The sequence below is a fragment of the Pandoraea captiosa genome (assembly GCF_902459775.1).
Taxonomy (GTDB): domain Bacteria; phylum Pseudomonadota; class Gammaproteobacteria; order Burkholderiales; family Burkholderiaceae; genus Pandoraea; species Pandoraea captiosa.
Window position 1 is genome coordinate 76,513 of the sequence record NZ_CABPSQ010000011.1, and the last position, 19,530, is coordinate 96,042.

The window sequence follows — 19,530 nt, forward strand, 5'->3', positions numbered from 1 at the left end:
CGGGCGGCTCGGCACATGCTACGGCTCTCGCCGTCCCCACCATCCTCACCATCGCTTCAGTTCGACGCACAAAAGACAAACGGCACGTCGAGTGCAATCACTCGACGTGCCGTCGATCGCTTCAGCGATGCGTCAGAGGCGACGCTCGGCCGCTTCGCGCGCACGACGCGCCAATACGGCGGGAGACTCCAGGACTTCGCCGGCCAGACGCGCGACCAGCGATGCGACGTTGCGTCCGTACTGCTTGCCGGAGATGACGTCCGCCGGGTCGAGCGCGTACGCCGCGTCGACTTCCACGCCCGGCGCCGTCACCGCCGGGAAATCGCCCGCGAAGCGCATGACCGGCGACGCCGCCGCGCCGCGCACCTCGAAACCGGTGTCATCGGCATCCACATCTGCCCATACCATGCCGTGCTGCGCTGCCAACGCGGCGAAGTAGTCGAGCGTGTTGCGCTTGTCGTCGCTGGAGCGGCAGCTAAACGAGAAGCCCCCCGCGACCTTGTTGCGCCAGCTACGGGCGCGCCACATGCCGGTGGTCGCATCTGCGAAGGCTTTGAACGTGGCGGCAATTCCACCCTGGAATGCCGGCGCACCGAAGATGATGGCGTCGGCAGCGGCCAGACGCGACAGCATGGCTTCGTCATGCCATTGCCCGTCGACGAGCTGGTGCGGCTCGATGCTGAACAGTTGCGCGTGCGCACCGGCGTCGTTGACGCCTTGCGCAACGGAATGGGCAATCATGGCGGTCGCGCCGCCCTGCGAGTAATAAACGATTGCGATATTGGACATGGCGTAGTGCTTCCCTATTGGATGTCCGCCCCATGGCACCGCCCGGATCGCGCTTCCCTTCGCTTCCTTTGGCTTGTCTGGACATCAGTCAGGTCCAAATGATGCCAGTGATAACCCCTAGGGAATAGCCCGCATTCATGGACATGACTGTTCCGCCAAAGATAACAATCGAATGTCGGCAAGACGCTGTCGGCCCGCGAGCGCGAAACCAACAGGAAAATGGCGCCACGCTGACCGCGAGGCCGTCACCGTGTCACCGACTAAAGCCCTACGGCGCGCGAGGAAATTATCGGGACATTCACGTCGCCAAGCACAGTAGGTTGCGTGCAGTTCGAAGACGCTTCGCCGAATATCACGTGAGATCCGCTCAACGCCTCACGAACATCATGTTCGTCGCGGCGGACGTGCCTGCGCCGAGCGCTCAGCGGCGCGAAGGCGCACCAAGGCGCACCGACAACTGATCGGCCAGCTCGCGCATCTGGCGACCGATGCGCTGCCCCGTCTCGGCATCGATCTCGTTGGTCAGAAAGCTCACCGCCAGACCGGCCACGGCACGCTCGCCGCTCGCGTCGAACACCGGCGCACCGAAACAGATCATGCCTTCGCGCATCTGTCCGTTGTCGATGGAATAGCCGTCGCGGCGCACCTGCGCCATTTCCTCGGCGAGTGCAGGATACGTACTGACGCTCGCCCGCGTGAGCGGTGCGGGCCATGCCCCCGCGAGCAAATCGGCCGCCTCGCCCGGTGGCAGCGTCGAGAGCATCGCCTTGCCGGTGGCCGTATAAGGCGCGGGCAGTCGCATGCCGATCCGGAACGTCACGCCAAGCGGCCGGTTGCCGTTGTGGCAGGCGAGATAGATCACTTCGGCGCCGTCAAGCACCGACAGCGTGACGGTCTCCTGCGCAAACGCGCGCGATGCCTCCCAGACGGCCCGAAATTCCTCGGTGATATTGGTCTGCGACAGGAACGCATTCGCCCATCCCATCACATACGAGCCCATCGTCATGCCGCCATTGGCATGACGTTTCACCAGCCGCAACTTGACGAGCGTGTCGCACAGTCCGTGCAGCGTGCTCTTGGGCACCCCCGTCTCGCGCGCCAGATCGGCCAGCCCCACCGGCTCGGACGCCGCCGCGATCACATCGAGGATGTGCACGGCGCGCACCACGGCGGGCGCGGTGGTCTTGAGCGGTTCATCGGCGTTGGCCGCATGAGGGGCATGGGCAGCACCAGCGGCCGCGAGCGAAGCGTTGGCAGGCAGATCGAGTTTGCGCTTTGGCATGAATCGGGAGTCTCGGGAATCACGGAAATCGGGGCGTCAAGCAGGCGTCTCGGGCATTGAGACGCCCGGCGCAGGGCGCGACGCCGCCAGCATGGTACGGGTAACACCTGCCCATTCCGCCCTAGGAAAACCCCTTAGTTGCACCTGAAACGTTCAATACGTAGAATCACATTCAATACATAGAATATCGTTCAATAGATAGAACGACAAGTGACAGACGAGACACTGCCACGCCGTTCCCTCCTGATCGATCCGCATCCCTTGTAGGAAACGCCGGCGTTCCCGGCCAATTGCCATGCAACTCAAAGACACCAACCTTTTCAAAACGCTCGCCTGGGTCGACGGTCAATGGATCGCGGCCGACAGCGGCAAGACCTTCGACGTGCTCGATCCGGCCACCGGCGAAGTGCTCGCGCAGGTACCGGAACTCGGTGCGGAAGAAACCACGCGGGCCGTGACCGCCGCCGAGCTGGCACAAAAGGCATGGGCCGCGCGCACCGGCAAGGACCGGGCGAACGTGCTGCGTCGCTGGTTCGAGCTGATGATCGCGAACACCGACGACCTCGCCTATCTGATGACCCGCGAGCAGGGCAAGCCGCTCGCCGAGGCACGCGGTGAAATTGCCTATGCGGCCAGCTTCATCGAGTGGTTTGCGGAAGAGGCCAAACGTGTGGATGGCGACGTACTCGCAACGCCCGCCGTCGACAAACGACTCGTCACGCTAAAACAACCGGTCGGCGTCTGCGCGGCCATCACGCCGTGGAATTTCCCGGCCGCGATGATCACGCGCAAAGTCGCGCCCGCATTGGCCGCCGGTTGCGCCATCGTCGTCAAGCCGTCCGAGCTGACTCCGCTCTCGGCGTTCGCGCTGGCCGAACTGGCGCAACGTGCGGGGATTCCCGCGGGCGTGTTTCAGGTCGTCACGGGCGATGCCCGCGCCGTGGGCGGCGTGCTGACGTCGCACCCGAGCGTTCGCAAGCTTTCGTTCACCGGCTCGACCGGCGTGGGTCGCCTGCTCATGGCGCAGTGCGCACCGACCGTCAAGCGCCTGTCGCTGGAGCTGGGCGGCAACGCACCGTTCATCGTCTTCGACGACGCCGACATCGATGCCGCCGTCGAAGGCGCGCTCGCCGCGAAGTATCGCAACGGCGGCCAGACGTGCGTATGCGCGAACCGCTTTTATATTCAGGACGGCGTCTACGACACCTTCGCCGAGAAGTTCGCCCGACGCGTCGCCGAGATGAAGGTCGGCAACGGTCTCGAAGACGGTGTGGTCATCGGCCCGCTCATCGAAGGCAAGGCCGTGGACAAGGTCGTGACGCTGGTCGAAGACGCCAAATCGCGCGGTGCGCGCGTGCTGGTCGGCGGCGCAGCGCATGCGCTGGGCGGCACGTACTACACCCCGACCGTGATCGCCGACGCCACCGCGCAAATGCGCGTGGCGCGTGAAGAAATCTTCGGCCCGGTCGCCCCGCTCTTTCGCTTCACCCGAGACGAAGACGCCATCGCGCTCGCGAACGACACCGAATTCGGCCTCGCCGCCTATCTGTATACGCGTGACATCGCGCGTGCATGGCGCACGTCCGAAGCGCTCGAATACGGCATGGTCGGCCTGAACACCGGCCTGATCTCCAACGAAGTTGCTCCGTTCGGGGGCATCAAACAATCCGGGGTGGGCCGCGAAGGCTCGCGCTACGGCATCGAGGAATACCTCGAAATGAAGTACCTGTGCCTGCAAGTGTGAGGTAAGGGGCCTGCCGGACATCTTGCCGGCAGGCTCAGGCACCGCACCGGGGCATCAGACTCCGCACGACCATAAATCGACATCCCTGTCGTAACACCACCAAAGGAAACCAGTATGAAGCGCGTTATCCAGCGCGGCATGAAGCCGCTCGCTCTCGCACTTGCGGCCGGCGCCGCCATCGCCTCGGTTGCCACCACGGCCCATGCCGATGCGAAGCCGATCAAGATCGGCGTCGTGACGTTCATGTCGGGCGCTGCCGCCGGACCGTTCGGCGTGCCCGCGAAGAACGCTGCGGAAATCACCGCTGCGGAACTCAACGCCGGAAAAGTGCCTGCGCCGTACGCCACGAAGGGCTTCGGCGGTGCGCCGATCGAACTCGTCTACATCGACGAAGCGGGCAGCACCAGCAAGCAAGTGAGCGAATACCGCAACCTGCTCAATCAAGGTGTGGACTACGTGGTCGGCTACACGTCCTCGGGTAACTGCCTGGCGATCGCGCCGGTCGCCGAAGAAATGAAGAAGGTCACGCTGTTCTTCGATTGCGGCACGCCGCGCGTGTTCGAAGACGCGAGCTTCAAGTACGTCTTCCGCCCGGTCGCCACCGCCACGATGGATAACGTGGGCGCGGCGCGCTACGTCGCCGAGCGCAAGCCGGATCTGCAGACGTACGCCGGCATCAACCAAAACTACGCATGGGGCCAGGACGCCTGGGCCGACTTCGAAGGCACGCTCAAGGCGCTCAAGCCGAACGCGAAGGCGGTCAGCTCGCAAATGCCGCAGTTGGGCGCGGGTCAGTACAACGCCGGCATTTCGAGCCTGCTCGCCGCTCACCCGGACGTTTTGCATTCGAGCTTCTGGGGCGGCGATCTGGAAGGCCTCGTAGTGCAGGCCGGTCCCCGCGACCTGTTCAAGAAGTCCCTCACGGTGCTCACCGCCGGTGAGACGGCCACGCACGGCAAGACCCGTTTGCCGGACGGCGTGATCATCGGCGCACGCGGCATGTACGGCATGTTCGCCCCGGACAACGCGCTCAACCGCTGGCTGCGCGCGGCCTACAGCGCCAAGTTCAACGACACCCCGAGCTACCCGTCGTACAAGATGAACCAGAGCATCCTCGCGCTCAAGGCCGCGTACGAGAAGGCGCAGGCGGCCAACGGCGGCAAGCAGCCGACGCCGGAGCAGGTCATCGCCTCGTTCGAGCACCTCGCCTTCGACGCACCTGCCGGCAAGATCGGCCTGACGCTGGGCAAGGGTCACCAGGCCGCACAGGGCACGGCGTTCGGCATTGTGAAGAACGTGAACGGCAAGGTCACCGTGACCGACGTGAAGCAGTACTCGATTGCCGAAGTCACGCCCCCGGAAGGCGTGAAGTCCGCCGAGTGGATCAAGGGCGGGTTGAAGCACTAAGCCCGCGCGTGTAGCAAAGCATCAAGACCGGGAGGACGGGGCGAGCCCGTCTTCCTCGCAATAAGCGGTACCCGCAACACTGGCGCCGTGGCTCGCGTGCCACCCGCCGTGTTGCGTTCCAAGGAGAATGCGAGATGTCGCAGATCTACGCCGTCCTGGTGGACGGGGTGATGTACGCCGCGTGGCTGTTCCTGGTTGCTCTGGGACTGACCCTCGTCTACGGCGTGCTCAAAATCTTGAACATGGCGCACGGCAGCCTGTACGCACTCGGTGCGTACGCCGGCGTGACGCTGATCGGCCCGTGGGTTGCCCAGGGCGGCAACCTTTACGTAAGCTATCTCTTGCTCGTGCTTGCGGCCATCGTCGCGGGCGGGGCCATCGGTTTCATCATGGAGCGCGGCATTCTGAAGCGCTTCTACGGACAGGACCCGGTGGTGCTGTTGCTCGTGACCTATGCGCTCTTCCTCATCATGGAAGACGCCATCAAGCTCGTCTGGGGGGTCGACCCGTACACGGTCTCGGAGCCCTACAGCTTCCTCGGCAACTTCGACCTCGGCGACCTTTCCTATCCGAACTACAACTTCCTGATCGTGGGCGTGGCGCTCGTGGCCGGCGTCGGCCTCACGGCGTTCCTGAAGTTCACCCGCAGCGGCCGCTTGCTGCGCGCCGTGATTCACGACCGGGAAGTCAGTCAGGCGATGGGCATTCGCGTGAGCCGTTACTTCGTGGTGACGTTCATGGCCGGCGCGGTACTCGCGGCCATCGGCGGCGCACTCACCGCCCCGACCGTGTCGGTCGCGCCCGGCATGGGCGTCGAGATCGTGGTGCTCACTTTCGCCGTGGTGGTGATCGGCGGGCTCGGCTCGCTGCCGGGCGCCGCGTTCGGCGCACTGCTCGTGGGGCTGGTGCGCGCGAGCGCCGTGCATTACTGGCCGCAAGGCGAATTGTTCTCCATTTACATCGTCATGGCGCTGGTGCTGGCCGTGCGTCCGAAAGGCATCTTCGCTCCGCTGGAGGCCCGCAAGATATGAGTTCCGCAATCTCCTCCGCCGTGCGTGCGCCGGGCACCTGGCTCGCCGTCGCCGGCTTCGTCGCCATCGGTGCTGCGGGTCTTGCACTGCCGCAGTGGCAATTCCTGGTGTCCGTGGCGCTGTCCAAGGGCATCGTCGCGCTCGGTCTCGCGCTGCTGCTTCGCACGGGCCTCGCATCGTTCGGTCAGGCGTTGTTCTTCGCGGTCGGTGCTTATTGCGTCGGCCTCGGCATGAACTACTACGGACTGACGGAGCTTTTCGCGCTGCTCGCGATCTCGATGGTCGTCTCGGCCGTGCTGGCGTTCGTCCTCGGCTTCCTGCTGGCTCGTTATCGCGACATCTTCTTTGCGATGCTCACGCTCGCGCTCTCGATGATCTGCTACGGGCTGCTTCTCAATAACGTCGAACTCGGCGGCAGCGACGGCTTCAACGTCAACGCGCCGACGCTGGGCAGCAGCGCCGAGCCGTGGCAACTCGCCGGCACGAATCTGTTCGCCGTCGGTTTCATCGCCGCCATCGTGTGCGTGATGGTCGTGGCGCTGTACATGCGCTCCACGCCGGGACGCCTCGGGCCCGCGATCAAGGACAACGAGATCCGCGTGGAGTATCTGGGCACGTCGGCGCGCGCGAACATTCATCTGACGTACGTGATCGCCGGGGCGCTCGCCGGTCTGGGCGGGGCGTTGCAGGCATTCAACATCGGCCACATCGATCCGGACATGGCGTTCTGGACGACCTCGGGCGAATTCGTTTTCATCGCCGTGCTCTCCGGCACGCGCTTCGCATTTTCGCCGTTCATCGGCGCGCTGCTGCTCGAAGTGGCACGCGCCATGGCTTACCGCTACGCACCGAACACCTGGCAAATCGTGATGGGCGCGATCATGCTCGCAATCATCGCGTTCCTGCCGGGCGGTCTCACGAGTCTGGGTCTGGGCCGTCGCAAGTCCGGCGCCGCGCATCCGGTCACGCAAACGGGCGCGAAGACGGGCACGACGACGGCAGCCGCCTCGGGCGATGCAGCATAAGGGGCACGAGATGGCATCGACACATATCATTGAGGCCACCGGCCTGCACAAGACCTTCGGGAGCGTGACGCCCGCGAAGGACATTACGGTCAATATCGACGCGCAGAGCGTGGTCGGCCTGATCGGCACGAACGGCGCGGGCAAGACGACATTCGTCAACATGCTCACGGGCTACATCAAGCCGGATCGCGGCGAGATCGTATTCCGCGGCAAGCGCATCACGGGGCTGGCTCCGCGCAAGATCACGCGACTGGGCATTGCGCGCTCGTTTCAGATTCCGCAGCTCTTCGGTACGCAGACAGCGCGCGAGAACATCGAAATCGCGCTGGCGATCTCCGGATTGTCGGCCGACCTGGCGAACGAAAGCCTGGCCCGGCTGGGCGTGCTGGAATTTGCGGACATGGTCTCGGGAACGTTGCCCGAAGGCGTGCGCAAGCTGCTCGATATCGCCCTGGCGATGGTCTGCAAGCCCGAGGTGCTGCTGCTCGACGAGCCCACGTCGGGCGTGGCGGCGGAGGAGAAGTTCGACGTGATGAATCGCGTGCTCGATGCGGCACGCGCGCTGGGCATCACAGTGCTGTTCGTGGAGCACGACATGGAAATCGTGCGCCGCTACAGCGACCGCGTGCTCGCGTTTTGCGACGGTCGCATTCTGGCGGACGGCACACCGGACGCGGTGCTGGCCGACCCGCAGGTGCGCGAGTTGATCATTGGCGAGACGGTGGCGGCAGTGCCGGGCACCGGTCACAAGGCAGGCGAGGTGGCCCATGCTTGAAGTCGGAAATCTGAATGTGCGCTTCGGCGCGACGGACATTCTTCGCGGGGTGCAGTTCTCGGTGCCGAAGGGCGCAATCGTCGGGCTGATCGGGCGTAACGGCGCGGGCAAGACGACGACGCTGCGCGCGATCATGGGGCTGGTGAAGGCCAACGGCGGCTCGCTGTCGTTCGATGGCGTCGATCTCATGAAAGCCCCGTCGCACGAGCGCACGTCGCTGGGCATCGGCTACGCGCCGGAGGATCGCCGTCTGATCCCCGACATGACCGTCGAAGAGAATCTCTGCGTCCCCGCATGGGCGCTCAAGGCCAAGGACGTGCAGGCACGTCTGGACAAGGTCTACCGCATCATTCCGGAAGCCCGCGAGTGGGCACCGCGCCGTGCCTTGCAATTGTCGGGAGGCCAGCAGAAACTGGTGGCCGTCGGCCGTGCCCTGATGACCAGTTCGCGCCTGCTCATGCTCGACGAACCGTTCGAAGGCGTGGCCCCCGCGTTGTCCAAGCGCATTGCCGAGGTGATCGGCCAGATGCGCGGTGAAGGCCTTGCCGTGATTCTCTCCGGCGCGGATTTGCAGCACGCCGGTGCGGTGCTCGACGACGTCTACCGAATCGATCGCGGCCAGATGGTCGCGTAGCTTTCAACACAAGGTTTCAAGAGGAAAACGATCATGAACGCGTTTCGTTTCCAGACGGTTCCCACCGTCGTCGTCGAATTCGGCGCCGCGCGCCGTCTCGGCGCATTGCTGCGCGAGCAGTTCCCGGCAGGCAAGCGCCTGTGCGTGGTGACGGACGGCTTTCTGCACAAGAGCGGTTTGCTCGCCCCCGCACTGGCCGATCTCGCCAAACACGACTGGCAGGTCTCGGTGATCGACGACGTGATCGCCGATCCGCCCGAGCATGTCGTGCTCGAAGCCGCCGAGCGCGCACGCGCCGCCGATGCCGAGATCGTGCTTGGTCTGGGCGGCGGCTCGTCGATGGACGTGGCCAAGCTACTTGCCGTGCTACTGCCCGGCACGCAGTCGATCCAGGAGATGTACGGCGTCAAAAAGGTGACGGGTACGCGCCTGCCGCTGGTGCAAATGCCGACGACGGCCGGTACCGGCTCGGAAGTGACGGCCGTGTCCATCGTCACGACCGGTGAGACAACGAAGATGGGCGTGGTGGCGCCGCAGCTCTTCGCGGATCTGGCGATCCTCGATGCAGAGTTGACGCTCGGCTTGCCGCGCGCGGCTACGGCCGCCACGGGCATCGACGCCATGGTCCACGCCATCGAAGCCTATACGTCCGCCCATCTGAAGAATCCGATCTCCGATATGCTGGCCGTGAAAGCGCTGGAGCTGCTCTCGCGCAATCTCCTGCCGGCGTGCAACGATGGCAACGATCGCAGCGCCCGCGAGGCGATGCTCGTCGGCGCCATGTTTGCCGGCCAGTCGTTTGCCAATTCGCCGGTGGCCGCCGTTCACGCCCTCGCCTACCCGATTGGCGGTATTTTCCATGTCGCTCACGGGCTGTCGAACGCGCTTGTTCTCTCGCACGTCATGCGTTTCAACGCCCCGGCCGCAAGCCAGTTGTACGCCGAACTGGCCGAGGTGATTCTGCCGGGTAAGACCGCTGGCAGCGATGAGGCGAAAACCGACGCGCTCATCGCACACATCGAATCGATGATCGTCGAGACCGCGATTCCTCGCACGCTGCGCGAAGTGGGCGTCAAGCAGGAGGACATTGCGCGCATGGCCAGCGACGCCATGCTTCAGACGCGCCTGCTCGTGAACAACCCTCGCGAAGTCACCGAGGCGGACGCGTTCGCGATATATAGCGCTGCGTTCTGATTCTTACCGCATCGCTTGCATCGCCGTGACTGACGGTGCAGGCGGTTGCAGGGGGGCAGGCGGGCGCCGTTCATTGCTAACGGCGCCCCGCTACAATGGCGCTTCATCGTTCGCGTTGCTTCGATCTCGTTGCTTCGCTCAGGACCGGGACACCGCCATGAAGAAGACCTTCCCCGACGCCGCCGAAGCGGCTGCCCTCATCGATGCCCGCATCGCCGAACTGGCCGGTTGGCGCGGTGATCTGCTCGCGCACCTGCGCAAGATCGTCACGAGTGCGTCCCCCGATATCGTCGAGGAGTGGAAATGGCGCGTGCCCGTCTGGTCGTGTCACGGCATTCTCTGCACCGGCGAGGCCTACAAGGCCGCTATCAAGATGACCTTCCCCAAAGGCGCCTCGCTCCCGGATCCGACTCACCTCTTCAACGCCAGCCTCGAAGGCAATACGCGCCGCGCCATCGATTTTCATGAGGGCGATCCGGTCGACGAGAAAGCACTGACCCAACTCATCAAAGCTGCCATCAAGGCGAATCAAGGCTGACTTGCGATTCGTTTTAATAAACCACTTAAATATTTTGGACTCTTCTCTTCATTCAAAAAGAGAAAATCATGCTCAGCACCGATAATCATTCCCAATAAAAATTGCGCATGATTTTAATCAAAATACCTCAAAACAAGAGAGATTTTTAATACAAAAACCGTTAACAATACGTCGCAAAATCCAATAAAAAAATATCTTGAAATTCTAAGGGTCTCGTTTTTTTATATTTTTGATGCAGACATTGAAAACCTGCGAACCGGTTGATATTCTTCAGCCCATCGGCATACGGAACGAAATTCAAACATGTGGCCAAGCCACCCGATCCCGATGCGTAGCTTTCGATAGTTGCATTGCCACGGCGTGCGAAACGATTGCCAACGTCAGCAACACCATCTTGTATTCGCATTCATTTTAAAACTCCGACGCGTTGAAGTGACCCAGGGGCCGACACGGCGAAATTCGTCGTGGTGGCGTCGCTCGCGCCCGAGGAACCGGTGTTTCTGAAAAAACAGTTAAACGCACAAGCATCAACTCCCCCTGGAGACATCATGTCTGCCTTGATGCATTTGCTGGAAACCATCCACGACCATTGCCACGGAATCACCGACTCGCAGAAGCTTTTCCTGCAAATCGACTCGTTCGCAAAACGCATCGGTTTCGAATATTGCAGTTACGGTTTTCGTCATCATCGCAGTGCTACCCAATCGGAAGTGCGGGTCTTCGACAGCTACCCGACCGGGTGGATGTCGCACTACGGCGCAAGCGGATATCTGGACATTGACCCGACCGTCGTCGTCGGCGCTCACACCGACAGGCTTCTGTCCTGGCGCGACCCGACTTTGCCGCAAGCGGATGCGCTCTGGCGTGACGCGAACGATTTCGGCCTGAATCATGGCGTGGCCCGCTCCAGTTGGGGCCCGCATGGCGAATTTGGTCTGCTGAGCTTCAGCCGGTCGACGGAACACCTCACGCCCATCGAGCTGAGTTCGCTCCAAGTCGGCATGGGCGCATTGGCGAATTACACCCACGAGTCGATGAGTCGACTGCTGCGTCCGCAACATCCGCCGTTCGATCTCGCGTCGTTGTCAGGCCGTGAGCGTGAAGTGTTGTTGTGGACGGCAGAGGGAAAGACCGCCGATGAAATCGGCGACATCCTCGGTATCTCGACACGCACGGTCAACTTCCATATTCGCAACTGCCTCGACAAGACGGGCTGCAGAAACAAGGTGCAAAGCGCGATTCGGCTCGTGATGTGGCGCTGAGGTTCGCCCCTTCGCGACGCTGAAAAACCGAGGCTGTCAGGCGAGGCCCGAAAGGGCCCCGCCCCGCGCTAACTCAGTTCGTGGACTGACCGTCCGACAGGCCGAGTGCGGCACGCGTCGTATCGTCGATGTCGATACGGTAAGCCGCCACCAGACGACCATCGATGCGATACGCCGCGCCGAGCTTGTGGGTCGGCACACCGATACGGACGAACAGGCGCGCGAGGCTGACGAAGGTCACCCCGATCAGCCGGCGCGCCCCCAACGAACTGGCCGTAAAGACGGCGGCCCGCAACAGTTCCCTGGCGCCCTGGATCGACTGCTGACCGTCCGCTTGATCTGGCGCAATACCTTCGGCCTGCGGCGGCTCCCAGGCAAATCGGGAGAGCTCCCACACGGGCGTCGGCGGCGCGCCATGTGCGTAAGCGCCCTCGCCCATGTCGAAACCGTCTCCCATGTGTACGGCGGCAGGCAGATCGTCTACGAGATGGGGAAAATGATCGCCGAGCAAATAGCGATGCGTGGCCGGCAGCAACCGGGCGCATCCGACGATCGCATCCTCGTGACGGAGCGTGACGTAAATGGTGTCGTCACGATCATATTCGTCGGACTCCTCACCATCTTCCGACATGCCGTACTGTGACGAAGATTTCATTTCCCATCCGAGTTTTTCCACGAAAACCCGATGGCGAAAGCGCGCAATTTCGCCTCGTGCGGAAGGGACCAGTTGAGCACCGCGCATCACATCGACTCGCATTCCAAACCTCCATCGTTAGTAGATGAAGGCAGATTAGCGACGCCGAAATGCAGCGAAAACTGTCAACGTTGACAGGTACGAAAATCATCATGCAAACCGCGGAAAAATGCCTTCAAAGATCGCTCATTGCATGAGATTCCGAAGGCGATTTTCGGTCCGGCGTTTGGTCCGATCTTTCGGTCACCAGTCCGGATCCTGACGTCCGGTTCGCGGCATTGCGAGCACCGCATCGAGGTCCATGGCGCCCTCCTGATCCTCGACCCGATAGGTGTAAATGGTGCCGGGAGGATTGGTGAGCGTGACCGCCAGCACCGGCTTGAAATGCCCGGTCGTTGCCATGTAGTCCTGTTGAATGTACTGCGCGCCGCCCTTGTCCTCCGGCGTCGGATAGAACCACGCCTCGATGGGCAGCAATTCCGGAATATTCTGCGGCCAGGCGGCGATGATGACTTCGTTATGCTGGCTGTTGATCGTCTGTCGCAAGTCTTTGAGCACGGCAAACTGTTCAACGCTGGGCGACAGTCCGCAGCCCGATTGCGGCGCGCTACCGTGAGCGGCAATCCACTGTGCGGCCGTGGTGATACCCCGCGCGTCGCAAAGGCGAAGATCACCATTGGTGGTGCCGCAAGCGCCCGGACGACCGCTCGACGCCGCATTGGCAGGAAACGAGCAACGCCACTCCAGCGGGTGCCCCGTCGGCGCCTGCAATTCGGCCATGATGACGCCGGGATCGCCCCGGTGTGTCGTTCTCATGTTCATGTCCGCTCGCGCGTAAGAAAACGACACGCCATTGCGCGCCTGCGCGGGGTCGCTCGGGTTCCATGACTTGAAATTTCCATACCCGGTGATGCGAACCAGCACGCCTGCGCAGCGATAGCCGGGCGTATTGTCCGGACAGGTCATGCGTGTGTCGGCATGACGCTGTTCGAGTCGGCTCGCCACCGTGAAGCCATAGCTGAGCTGATCTTCCTCGTCGAATCCGAACGCGGTGGCCGCGCCCGCACCCAACGTCGCCTTGAGCACAGGGATCCACTGGCCCGTGCGGTCGTAGTACTGCTTTTGATAGCGAAGCGCCTGCGAAAGCTGGCCGCCATTGGCCACATCGTAGTAGATGGCCTGCACCGCGAGCGCCGCCGGATCGTTCACGTTCCAGAGGCTCACACCGACAGCGTCGGCAGGGTTGGCGCATGGCGGCAACGACTGGGCCAGCGGGGCTTGACCGCAGACGAAATCGTAAGGCTGTCCGTTGCCGGCGGCCGTCGGCCGGTCGGCGAGAATGAAGCCCACGGAGTCGGACGGATTCGCAGCGGGCAAATCCTGCCGCGCAAAATACATGCGCGCGTAGCCGGCGGCCGTCTCGTCCGAGCCAATGCGCCAGAAATCGGTACCGGGTGCGCCCGCCGGCGCCGTGCGCAGCATGACCCCGGAGCAATCGAACGCAGGGCCGCCGACAAAACATTTCCCGGGCGTTTGGGCGTAGCGCCGATTGATGGCAAACGCAACTTCGGCGCCGGGCAAATGCGGTGTGGCCGCAGCCGCCGACGTCGGCACCGACACTACTGGCGCCGGTTCTTTCGCGAAAGGCGCGCCAGTGCAGGCGAACGACATCGCCAGCACCGGCGTCATGAGCCGCCGTGCCGTTTTCCCCATCCGGATCAACATGGAACACCTCGCGTGGGAGCCACGCTCCCTAAACGTGATTTCGATGGTTTCGAGGGAGCGTTGCGCCCGATGCGCGTGCGATGTTCAGGGCGTCACACCGATGACCTGAAGGTAGTCGGCTTCGTTGCGTCCCTTCACGTTCTGCTGTTCATCCGGTCCGTTGAGGTCGTAGGCGTTCGCTGTGCCCGCGCCGATCTGCTGGCTGGTCCAGAACTGGTACGACAGCCAGCCCATGTATTGCGCCACGGGGCCGGAGCTGTGGAAATAGGTCGTCCAGAATGCCTGCATGTCCGCCACCGTCGGCACATTGAGTCCGGCGGCGGCGCAAGCGACGGCGGCGCCCGCAAAGTTCTGTGACGGACTGACGAAGTGCATCGTCTTCAGGTTGGCGACCGTCACCGTAAACGATCGCGTTTCGTTGCGGCTGTCGGTCGCGGAAATTTGCGCCGACCCATTGCCCATGACCGTAACGAAGCCCGCGCTATCGACAATCGCAACCTGAGCATTCGCGCTCGCATAGGTGTACGGCGGCGTACCGAATTTCGCCTCGCGCAGGAACCTCGCGTAGTCCGGCACGGCCACCGGCGGCTTCTCGCTGCCCACGATGTATCGGTACTTCGACATGTCGGCGATCAGCGGCGCTTCGAACGCTTCCCCGATGTACAGAACGAACGGCTCGGACGGGCTTTGCGACGTGCCGCGCGTCACGGTGTAGGTGAGCGTCGCGGACTTCTCCTTGTTGAGGTCCGCGTGATTGCGCGGTACATCGAAGACATAGTCCTGTTGCGGCGTGCCGCCTACGGTGACCTCCCCCTGGAACGGTGCAGGCGCGCCGCTCGCGTTGACCCAGCGAAACGAGATCTTGTCGCCCTCGGCAATGCCCGGATACGGGCCGATCACAACCTCGATGAAATCGCCGACGATATCTTCCGGCACGAGCGAATTTCCGACCGCTTCCGGCACGGTGACCAGAGGCAGTTCTCCCACCGGTTCCAGCACGCGAATTTGCAGAGGATTCGATTTGATCGTGCCATTCTCGTGCCCCGTCACCACGGTGTGCAGCGTGATCGTCGTGCCGGAGAACTTCTGCAAATCTTCTCTGGGAATCGTGAACGGCACCGGCTGCCCGACCTGACCGGCGTCGGTGATACGAACGTATTCTTCCCACGTCGAGTCGTTGATATCGATGAAGACGTATTGCCCGACATTCATTCCCGCATACGGCTCAACGATTGCAAGCACGCCTTCCTCGGGTACGTCCGCGAGATTCAGCACGCCGTTGACGACGCCTTGGATCGCCGGGGGGTCCACATCGCCCGGTTCAGGCACTTGTTCACCGATGGGAACGAGCGCCACGTTCGACGTTTCTACGACGACGCCGTCGCGCCTGACCTCAAACCATACGGAAACGGTCGTGCCTTCGTTCGGTTTGATTTTGTCGTCTTCCACACGAAATCTGATGGGAAAGTCCGCGGCAGGCGCGGTCACGGGAAAAGCATCGTCGTAAAGACCGGTGACCTTCGCGTCCCACAGGATCCAGACCCAATCGCCCGCCTGACTGCCCGCGTAGGCGGGCACGCTGACGATGGTTCTCGGCAAATCGGGATCGAGGATGCCATCCTCCAGGTCCGGGAACTCCGGCGGCGGGTGATCCGCCGTGATGACCGCCCGACGTGTGCTCACCTGCGTCACCTGCGCACCTGTGCCTGCGGCCTCACCCGATGCCGCTGCCTTGGCGCGTTGCGCCGTTGGAATCGTCGTTGCCATGATGCTCCCTCCTGAGACTGGGCTCTCAACCTTGCCTGCCGGGTGCCGCCCTGAATCGGGAACAGGCACCGTTAATGGCCACGCCAGAGGCGAACGCGATGGTTACGCGCTTTCCAACACGGCGCGGCGCAACTGATATCGGGTCAGTGCGCGACCCTGTGGCGAAGTCCGGTCGATCGCCGAGCCTTTAACTTCATAGCGCACGTACCTGTCGAGGTTTTCCTGCTGCTGTGGCGTCGGCGTTCCGCCACCGGCGGCGACGCCCCAGCTCACGATGCCGCCCTTGGAAGGAATTGCTGCAAACCCCTGACTGTTGGCGTAAATCGCCCGAATGTCGACCAGCAGATGCGCAACCGCCGATGCGTCGCCCCCGCGCGCCGGGTCGCCCCACACCATGACCGTACCGTCACGTTTGAGTCCGGCGAATGCCGCAGACGATGCGGCAACCTGAACGAACTGTGCGAGCGCCACGTCGACGGGCATCGGATGTCCGTAGTCGACCGCAGCCTTGTCTGGCCCCCAGGTGATCACCTGTCCGTTGGCCCGGCGCGCACAGAAGACCCGTGTGTTGGCGACGACCTCGACGATGTCGCTGAAGATCTTCACGGCTTCACTCACCTTGCCGCCGAAAAGCTCGTTTCCCCATGCCATCACCTTGTTTTCTTCGGTGATGACGGCAAACGCGGCCGACGTCGCCGCAGCCAGTTCGGTGATATCGCGGGCCAGTGCGACATCGTCTTCGAGCTTGCCACCGTTCGTGTCCAGCCCCCATGCGATGAGCGTGTGATTGGGTCGCAGCGCGCAGAAGGCCTGTGTACTGCCCAGCACGTCTGTCACGGTTTCCTTCTTCATGAGATCGTCGATAACGCCACCGTTCGCAACGGTTCCCCATGGCACCATCTTCCCGTCCTTGCGCAAGCAACAAAAAGCGTGAGAGTTCGCGATGATCCTGTCGGCGTCGGTCACCGTCAGGGCGTCGCCCTCCACGACACCCGCTGTCGCGGCATTGCCCCATGCGCCCAATGTCCCGTCCTTGCGTATGTAGGCGAAGGCCCCCAGATTGCCGACGATATGCGCCACATTGGCCGGATACGGCATATCGGGCGCGCCGTTCGCGGGGTTGCCCCACATCACAGCGTTGCCGTCCGCCAGACGCGCGGCAATGGCGTGGTGCGTTGTGCTCAGTTCCACCGCCGCCATGCCCATAAACGCCGGATCGATATCACCGCCGTACAAACCATTTCCCCACGCATACGGCGCACCTGTCGACATCAGGACCCCGAACGCCGCCGTCCCCGTCGCCGTATTGGCGTCGATCCCCGACCCGGCCACATGCGCGGGAAGAATGGACGTCGACGCCGTTTCGGTTCTCACATGCAGCAAGCGCCACGGTTCGCTATCGAGGAAAGACGCGCCGGACTTGGAAGCCGTGTCGCCGTCATACCGCCACTCGGCGATGATGTCTTCGCGCTTGTCGGCGCTCACGGCACGCAGGTATTTCGACCCTCCCGAATTGCGCATGTCCGCCGGGCGATTGCGCGCCCCCAACACGATCAGATCCCCTTGCGCAAGCTCACGGCCGACTTCGTACGTTGCCGGAGGCGAGTCCTCCGTGAACCCCGACGCCTTTCGCAAAATCGAGTACTTCACCTCTACGACCGTGCCGTTGCTCTGTTCGACGGTGGCCTTCGGAATACGTAACTCGATGGCGTTTCCCACGTCTGAGGCTTTGATCGTGTATGCGGGGACCTGGTAGTCCGTCGCCCCCTTCCAATACACCGTGACGATATCGTCCAGCGCAAAGAGCGCGGTCTCGTCAATGCGTACCGTCGCCCCATCGGCGGGCACATCGTCGGGGTTCAGGTTTCCCTCATTGGCGTCCGTCATCACCACGGCGGGTAACTCAGACTGTTCGATCACGAATGGAATCGCCGCGCCCGACGCCACCACATCGTCGTTGACGATGAGGTCGTAAGTAACAGTCACGGTGCTGTCGAGGCCAGCGTCGACGATGTCGAAGGGCACGGTAAATTCGATGTCCTTCGCGCCCCCGCCGACTGGCTTTTCCTGCGTGAAATCCGCATCGGCGTTCGTGCTGCGCCACCTCAATCGGATGGTGTTTCCGAGTTCCATATGATCGGCGTCGAACGGCACGACCACTTCCGCGCCGCCCGCGACCTGCCGGGGGTCCAGCTTGCCGTCGACGACCGCAGGAATTCGGGGCGGCGCGAGTTCGAGCCCGGCGTCCACGACCGTCACCAAGAGGGCATCCGACGTGTCGTTGACCAGGTTGCCCTCCACGCGATAGGTCACCGGCACGGTCTGCCCCACGAACGGCCGAAGCGCTACGACTTCGAACGCATCGTCGATCGGCTTGCCTTCGGTCTCATCGCTCACGTGGTTGGCCAGCGTGAGTCCGTCGTCGCCGTTCCCAGAGCCTGGCCCCCAGTCGATCCAGACCCTGTCTCCACTGCTCATCCCCTCGTACACGGGCACCGTTACGTCGGCGTATTTCGTCAATGCACCGAGGTTCAGCTCCCCCGCCTCGTTCACTTGCGCCATCGTGGGCGCTGGCATTTTTTGCGGCTCGATGCCCACGCCAAGTTTCAACACCTCCGAGCGGATGACCGTGCTGCCGCGCGTGATCGTGTAGCGCACGGGGGCAATTCTGCCGAGCCAGGGATCGACTTTGTCCTTGGTCAGTCGGAAGCGAATACTCTCAGGCACACCGATGACGACCCGGTCAGGGTAATAACCGTCGTCCCCCGGTTCCCCCCAATACAGGTCGACGACGTCATTCGCCTGCATGTCCGCATGTAGCGGAACCACCGTTCGAATGCCCCGTTGATAAGCCTCTTCGGGCAGATAGTCACCGTCTGCCTCCTCGACATAGGGGGCGGGCCAACGTGGCTCCGTTTCCGGTTCGCCCACGATCAGGGTGAGTTCATCGGAGACGTCGAACACACCGGAACCTTTGATTTTCTCGACCTTGTAGTACACCGTCACCGTCGAGTCTTTGAAAAACTCGACTTTGGCTTTGGGCACGTACATCTCGGTGACCGTGTCCACGTAGTTCTGTGAGATGTAAAAGTTATCGCTCTCCTCGGCCTCGGTGCCTTCGCCGAAGTAAATCCAAACCGTGTGACCCTCCGCCATGCCCTCGTATGGATCGACGCTCACGGTAATATCGACGTTGATGTCGTCCGGGTCGATCACGCCGTCGGGCGCCTCGTTGACCCGAGGCGGCGGCAACGTGTCGCCATCGTTCAGCGGCTTGACTTCGACCAGTGTTGTCTCGGACTCTTCACGTGTTCCGCCTTGCGGAGTCACGGCATAGATTGCGGTCACGGTATCACCTCCATTGGCATTGATTTCGAGCACGCCGCGCGACACGGTGACTTCAACGTCGCCCACGGTTTCGATGTTGAAGTCACCGGCGTCCTGACCACCCACCGACTGGCCCAGCCAGAACCACTCCAGACGATCGCCCACGGCCATGCCGTCCCATTCGGGAATGGTGTATTTGGGGCCGTCGGGCACTTGAGCCGGGTCGAGCTTTCCATCGACGACGCTCTCGATCGTGGGGGCAACGTAAGGCGATGCCGTCGGCGAGGGCGAGCGCGTCGTCGCGCGCGAGGGTGTTTTGCTTTTCGTGTCCATCGC

The 19,530-nt window shown here is 62.8% G+C and carries 15 protein-coding genes; 9 read left to right on the forward strand and 6 right to left on the reverse strand.

Annotated features, from left to right (window positions below):
• Positions 1-132 precede the first annotated feature (132 nt).
• Positions 133-789, reverse strand: a complete 657-nt coding sequence (locus tag PCA31118_RS21820; RefSeq protein WP_150627094.1) for a flavodoxin family protein — start codon at positions 787-789, stop codon at positions 133-135.
• Between the two features lie 421 nt (positions 790-1,210).
• Entirely contained in the window at positions 1,211-2,071 is an 861-nt protein-coding gene (locus PCA31118_RS21825; protein WP_150627095.1) for an IclR family transcriptional regulator, read from the reverse strand.
• A gap of 295 nt (positions 2,072-2,366) precedes the next feature.
• On the opposite strand from PCA31118_RS21825, the gene PCA31118_RS21830 reads away from it, so the two are divergent.
• The 9 genes from PCA31118_RS21830 to PCA31118_RS21870 all read left to right on the forward strand — a co-directional run bounded on the left by PCA31118_RS21830 (position 2,367) and on the right by PCA31118_RS21870 (position 11,681).
• Positions 2,367-3,815, forward strand: coding sequence for an NAD-dependent succinate-semialdehyde dehydrogenase (locus tag PCA31118_RS21830; RefSeq protein WP_150627096.1), 1,449 nt, complete (start codon positions 2,367-2,369; stop codon positions 3,813-3,815).
• A gap of 114 nt (positions 3,816-3,929) precedes the next feature.
• Positions 3,930-5,222: an ABC transporter substrate-binding protein gene (locus PCA31118_RS21835; RefSeq protein ID WP_246190368.1), complete on the forward strand. Its 1,293-nt coding sequence runs from the start codon at positions 3,930-3,932 to the stop codon at positions 5,220-5,222.
• Positions 5,223-5,356: 134 nt separating this feature from the next.
• Positions 5,357-6,253: a branched-chain amino acid ABC transporter permease gene (locus PCA31118_RS21840; RefSeq protein WP_150627097.1), complete on the forward strand. Its 897-nt coding sequence runs from the start codon at positions 5,357-5,359 to the stop codon at positions 6,251-6,253.
• On the forward strand, positions 6,250-7,278 hold the full coding sequence (locus PCA31118_RS21845; RefSeq protein ID WP_150627098.1) for a branched-chain amino acid ABC transporter permease: 1,029 nt from the start codon (positions 6,250-6,252) through the stop codon (positions 7,276-7,278). Before PCA31118_RS21840 ends, PCA31118_RS21845 begins: the two co-directional genes overlap by 4 nt.
• 10 nt (positions 7,279-7,288) lie before the next feature.
• The gene (locus tag PCA31118_RS21850; RefSeq protein WP_150627099.1) at positions 7,289-8,053 is read left to right on the forward strand and encodes an ABC transporter ATP-binding protein; all 765 of its coding nucleotides are present in this window, start codon (positions 7,289-7,291) and stop codon (positions 8,051-8,053) included.
• The gene (locus PCA31118_RS21855) at positions 8,046-8,687 is read left to right on the forward strand and encodes an ATP-binding cassette domain-containing protein (protein ID WP_150627100.1); all 642 of its coding nucleotides are present in this window, start codon (positions 8,046-8,048) and stop codon (positions 8,685-8,687) included. The genes PCA31118_RS21850 and PCA31118_RS21855 overlap by 8 nt, the downstream gene beginning before the upstream one ends.
• A gap of 33 nt (positions 8,688-8,720) precedes the next feature.
• On the forward strand, positions 8,721-9,881 hold the full coding sequence (locus PCA31118_RS21860; protein WP_150627101.1) for an iron-containing alcohol dehydrogenase: 1,161 nt from the start codon (positions 8,721-8,723) through the stop codon (positions 9,879-9,881).
• 157 nt (positions 9,882-10,038) lie between these two features.
• Positions 10,039-10,419 (forward strand): DUF1801 domain-containing protein, encoded by a 381-nt coding sequence (locus PCA31118_RS21865; protein ID WP_150627102.1) that lies wholly within the window; start codon positions 10,039-10,041, stop codon positions 10,417-10,419.
• Positions 10,420-10,967: 548 nt separating this feature from the next.
• Positions 10,968-11,681, forward strand: coding sequence for an autoinducer binding domain-containing protein (locus tag PCA31118_RS21870; protein ID WP_246190369.1), 714 nt, complete (start codon positions 10,968-10,970; stop codon positions 11,679-11,681).
• 73 nt (positions 11,682-11,754) lie between these two features.
• On the opposite strand, the gene PCA31118_RS21875 is transcribed toward PCA31118_RS21870, so the two are convergent.
• From PCA31118_RS21875 to PCA31118_RS21890, 4 genes are all read right to left on the reverse strand, one after another.
• Positions 11,755-12,438, reverse strand: coding sequence for an acyl-homoserine-lactone synthase (locus PCA31118_RS21875; RefSeq protein ID WP_150627103.1), 684 nt, complete (start codon positions 12,436-12,438; stop codon positions 11,755-11,757).
• A gap of 180 nt (positions 12,439-12,618) precedes the next feature.
• A complete protein-coding gene (locus tag PCA31118_RS21880) occupies positions 12,619-14,100 on the reverse strand; it encodes a hypothetical protein (RefSeq protein WP_150627104.1) in 1,482 nt (493 codons plus the stop codon).
• Between the two features lie 84 nt (positions 14,101-14,184).
• Complete coding sequence (locus PCA31118_RS21885) at positions 14,185-15,867, reverse strand: hypothetical protein (protein WP_150627105.1); 1,683 nt, start codon at positions 15,865-15,867, stop codon at positions 14,185-14,187.
• Positions 15,868-15,969: 102 nt separating this feature from the next.
• A complete protein-coding gene (locus PCA31118_RS21890; protein ID WP_150627106.1) occupies positions 15,970-19,527 on the reverse strand; it encodes an RCC1 domain-containing protein in 3,558 nt (1,185 codons plus the stop codon).
• Between the last annotated feature and the right edge of the window lie 3 nt (positions 19,528-19,530).